The organism is Pseudomonas sp. GYB4201, from assembly GCF_056312595.1.
On record NZ_JBWGIG010000017.1, the window covers coordinates 131,007 to 135,167 of the forward strand.

The 4,161-nt window shown below is 62.6% G+C and carries 4 protein-coding genes and 1 pseudogene; 3 read left to right on the forward strand and 2 right to left on the reverse strand.

The features are described from left to right. Positions 1–80 precede the first annotated feature (80 nt). Positions 81–1,136, reverse strand: a complete 1,056-nt coding sequence (locus tag AC0Z2B_RS17835) for a diguanylate cyclase (RefSeq protein WP_476298403.1) — start codon at positions 1,134–1,136, stop codon at positions 81–83. A 213-nt stretch (positions 1,137–1,349) separates the two neighbouring features. On the opposite strand from AC0Z2B_RS17835, the gene AC0Z2B_RS17840 reads away from it, so the two are divergent. Both AC0Z2B_RS17840 and AC0Z2B_RS17845 read left to right on the forward strand, forming a co-directional pair. Further along, positions 1,350–1,559: a hypothetical protein gene (locus tag AC0Z2B_RS17840; protein WP_476298405.1), complete on the forward strand. Its 210-nt coding sequence runs from the start codon at positions 1,350–1,352 to the stop codon at positions 1,557–1,559. Positions 1,560–1,625: 66 nt separating this feature from the next. Next, entirely contained in the window at positions 1,626–2,504 is an 879-nt protein-coding gene (locus AC0Z2B_RS17845) for an NAD(P)-dependent oxidoreductase (protein ID WP_476298406.1), read from the forward strand. Between the two features lie 38 nt (positions 2,505–2,542). Here AC0Z2B_RS17845 and AC0Z2B_RS17850 read toward each other — a convergent pair whose 3' ends face one another. Then, on the reverse strand, positions 2,543–3,547 hold the full coding sequence (locus tag AC0Z2B_RS17850; protein ID WP_476298408.1) for a hypothetical protein: 1,005 nt from the start codon (positions 3,545–3,547) through the stop codon (positions 2,543–2,545). A 408-nt stretch (positions 3,548–3,955) separates the two neighbouring features. Between AC0Z2B_RS17850 and AC0Z2B_RS17855 the strand changes: the two are divergent. Continuing rightward, positions 3,956–4,161, forward strand: a pseudogene (locus tag AC0Z2B_RS17855) (IS110 family transposase); the annotation flags it as partial.

Below are 4,161 nucleotides of genomic sequence, written 5' to 3' on the forward strand. Positions count from 1 at the left end.
CCCGCGTTCCTGGGCCCGGCCCCCCCCCGGCCGGGGGCCCGCGCCCCCCCCCCTCCCCGGGCCCCCCGCCCGCGTCCCTCTCACGACGCCAACATCACCCGGTCCCGCCCCGCCTGCTTGCCCTGGTACAACAGCTGGTCCGCGCGGTTCAGCGCATCGCGAAACGCCTCGTCCGGGGCAATCACCGTCACCGCCAGCGTGGCCGTCACCACCAGCGCCCTGCCCTCTATCAAGCCCGCCTGCGCACGTATGTGCGCCAACATCCGGTCCGCCACCTGCTGGGCTTCGGCCAGCGCGGTGTTGGGCATCAGCACCAGGAACTCCTCGCCGCCCCAGCGCGCGGCAATGTCGGTCGCGCGCACGCAGCCGGCAATGCTGTCGGCCACCCGTTGCAGCACCAGGTCGCCCAGGTCATGGCCGTGCTGGTCGTTGAACAGCTTGAAGTGGTCCACGTCCAGCAGCACGATGGCCGTGGGCTGTTCCTGGCGCGCCGGGCCCATCTGCCGCAGCCGCTGCAGCACCCGGCGACGGGTGTACAGGCTGGTGAGGCTGTCGCGGTGGGCGGTGTGGAACAGGTGCAGCTGCATCGACAGGGTGAAGCGCACCGACAAGGCCGTGGCGTACATCAGCAACGCCGTGGCCGTCAGGGCGTTGATAATCCCGAACACGTCGATCAGCTCATCGCTGATACCCGGCGCCACCGTGATCAGGTGCCGCAGCGCATAGCCGCCCACCGCCACCACCGCAATCGCCAGGCTCAGGCCCAGGCGCCGCCAGGGCGCGGTCTGGAAGCAGAAAGCGATGATCGGAATCGGGCAGAACAGGTAGAAGTGGAAGTTGCTGTCCCAGCCCAGCATGGAGGTGGCGATGATGGCGTGGGCAATGATCTCCACGCTGAACAATAGCCCGGCCAGGTGGTAGCGCTGGTGGCGAATGGCGAACAGGCAGCCCACGTACATCAGCACGCTCACCGCGTTGGCGGCCCACAGCGCCGGGATGCGCAGGGCCACGAACAGCGCGAACAGCACGATGTGGATACCGAAGGCGATCCAGACAATGGCAATGATATGTCGCCAGAATTGTACGGTTGCGTCCTGCAATACCTGGGCGCGGTCATCCGCAGAAAGGCTGGTCATCAAGGGGGCTCGCAGGGGGTGGAAAATCGGTCTTGTAATGAGACTGATGTCGGCTGCGCCAAGCCACGCTTGATGCTGCCTGTCGGCAAGTTTAATTCGTTGCTCGCTGGCTGAACGAACGCTGTCCGGGCGGCGGATTTTCATCCGTTCTTCATCGCCAGCGCCTAGCATTGGGAGGTTGCTTCCCTGGGTGCACTGTCAAAGGAATCGAACATGAAATCCACCGTCTGCACACTGCTGGTCATTGCCGGCGCGCTGTTGCTGGGCGCCTGCTCCGGGGTGTCGAGCCTGGAAACCGACACCTGCTATTCCGATGGTTGCCAGTCGTACGATGGGCACACCCACAACACCCTCAACCTGGGCGGCGGCAGCGGTTTGGGCAGCAGCTTCAACAGCTACAGCACCAGCCTGCTGCACGATTGACCGCAACCCGGTAGCGCGGTTTTTCGCCCTCGTGCGATGCTTGGGTTTTTGACCGGGAGCATTGCCATGAACATCGCTTTTCTGGGGCTGGGCACCATGGGCCTGCCCATGGCCGCGAATCTGCTGAAGGCCGGTTACCCGGTGCGCGGCTGGAACCGTTCGCCGGAACCGGTGGCCCGGCTTGCCGCCCTGGGCGCCCAGGCCGCCAGCACCCCGCGCGAAGCCGCCGAAGGCGCCGACGTGCTGATTTCCATGCTGGCCGATGACGCCGCCACCCACGCCACCCTGATCGACGGCCAGGCACTGAACTCCCTCAAGCCCGGCGCCATCCACATCAACATGGCGACCATCTCGGTGGCCCTGGCCAACCAGCTGCTGGCGTTGCACCAGGCGCGCGGCGTCGGCTACCTGGCGGCGCCGGTACTGGGCCGGGTGAACGTGGCGGAGGCCGGGCAACTGCAGATCCTGGCCGCCGGCGATGCGCAGGCGCTGGCCACCGTGCAGCCGTTGTTCGACGTACTGGGGCAGAAAACCTGGCACTTCGGCGACCGGCCCGAGCAGGCCAACGCGGTGAAACTGTCGGTGAACTTCATGATCGCCAGCGCCATCGGCACCATGGGTGAAGCCGTGGCCCTGGCCCAGGGCTATGGCGTGGACAAAGGCAGCGTGCTCGACCTGGTCACCTCTACCCTGTTCAACGCGCCGGTGTACAAAGGCTACGGCAGTGCCATCGCCGAAGAACGCTTCGAGCCTGCGGGCTTCAAGCTGGCGCTGGGGCTCAAGGACGTGCGCCTGGCCATGGACGCGGCGGAAAAGGTCAACGTGCCGTTGCCCCTGGCCAGCACCCTGCGCGACAGCCACATCGAAGCGCTGGCCCACGGCGAAGGCCACCTGGACTGGGCCGCCCTGTCGCGCACCAGCGCCCGCCGCGCCGGGCAGGTGTAGGCCCGCTGCAGCTGCGATGGCCAGGTCGTGCCCCCGCCTCAGGGTTGTGGCACGACCTGGTCTTCCACGTGGTAACTGAAGACCTGCTGACGTATACCCCTGAAGAGCCTGACAACCGGAACATTGAAGCCTTCGTCGTATAATTTTTTCTGGAACACTTGCGCATCTGCCAGCCCCATTGTCTGGCCATCCGGCATTTCGGAGTAGAAGAAAGCCGCCAGGTTTGGCTTCATCCAACGACCGTCGTCATTCACCGCCAGAATCAGCTCATTATGTCGGTAGTAGTTCCCAATTAGATCTTGTCCCAGCGGGTATCGCTTGAAGGCCTCGACTGCATTCAGCCAGCCGCTCCAGCTATCGACGTTCCATGAACACTGCTTGCCTTGCCTCTCGCGAATGGGAAAGCTCTCGAAGTGGCCAACCCACTGTCCAAAGCTGTTGATGCCAACGGCTTCGCACTGTCCCCAGGCGTGCCTGGCATTGAGCCCGCCCACATCAGGTTGCACAAATTCATCTTCAACCGGCTGCCTGAAGCCACATCCGCGGTGATTGGCATTGCCCCCAGTGGCCGCATCCAACGGGAATATACAGGCGAAGCCTTCGTTCAACGAAGGTAACCCATGCCGATAGGCGTACACAGGATTGCGCATGATGTAGCCAGCCGCATGGAACGGGGCTGCGCCCGGAAAGTCCCATATATACGGGACGTCATGGCGAATCCAGGAGAATGACACGCCTCCTTGCGCAATGTGGTGAGGCGCGAAGGTCCAGGGGAGGAAATCCCCGTCCTCCACCCCCCTTATCACCAGACCGCTGCAATAATACAAGCCGCGTTCCTTGCCAGACCTTAACTCATGGCAATCCCTATCGTTACTTGCATAAAGTTGATTGAGGGTGGCCACTACCACGGCTGGCGGTTCGACGGGTGCTATCTCATCAACGCCCTGGGGAAGCGAACAGGCGGTCAGAAATACGGCGAAAGCGCCGGCTAGTGCCAATTTGTGCTTGGCAGTCCTGCAAAGGGGGAGATCATTGATGAACATGGCAGTCAGTGTCCTGTTAAAGAGGGTGTGAGCGCGAAGCTATCTACATGCCAATTGCCCAACAACTGACAGAACTGACAGGCGGCCATTAGCCACCATCTCCGCGACGCCTCAACAGATGCCCTTCCGTAGCTGCGGCCACAAGCGCCGCATTTCTTCAGGCACACCGCGTTGCAGCCGGACGCAGCCTTCGGGAGCTTGTGTCTATAGAAGGGAATAGAATCTGAGGTGAGAGCGGTGAATGGCTGGTTGTTCGGCAGCAGTGTTGATAAGCACGTGTAGGAGCAGAACCGCCATTCACCTCTCCGCACTGGCTACAAGCCCGAACAGTTGAACGAGCCGACCTCGAACATCACAAGCATGGGCATCACCAGAGTGCTCTCATCCTTGAGTCAAGAGGTGTTCCCCATGATTTCCTGGCTCGGTATCGACGTCACCAAATCTTCCCTCGCCGTTTGGCTTCGCCCCCAAGACATCAGCTTCAATGTCCCCAATAACTCAACAGGTTATGCTCATCTGATCGAGAAGCTGAGCGGTTACGACGTGCAGAAGGTTTTGCTTGAGGCGACCGGCGGCTACGAGCGGTGGGTGATGGCGGCCCTTCGCCTGGCTGG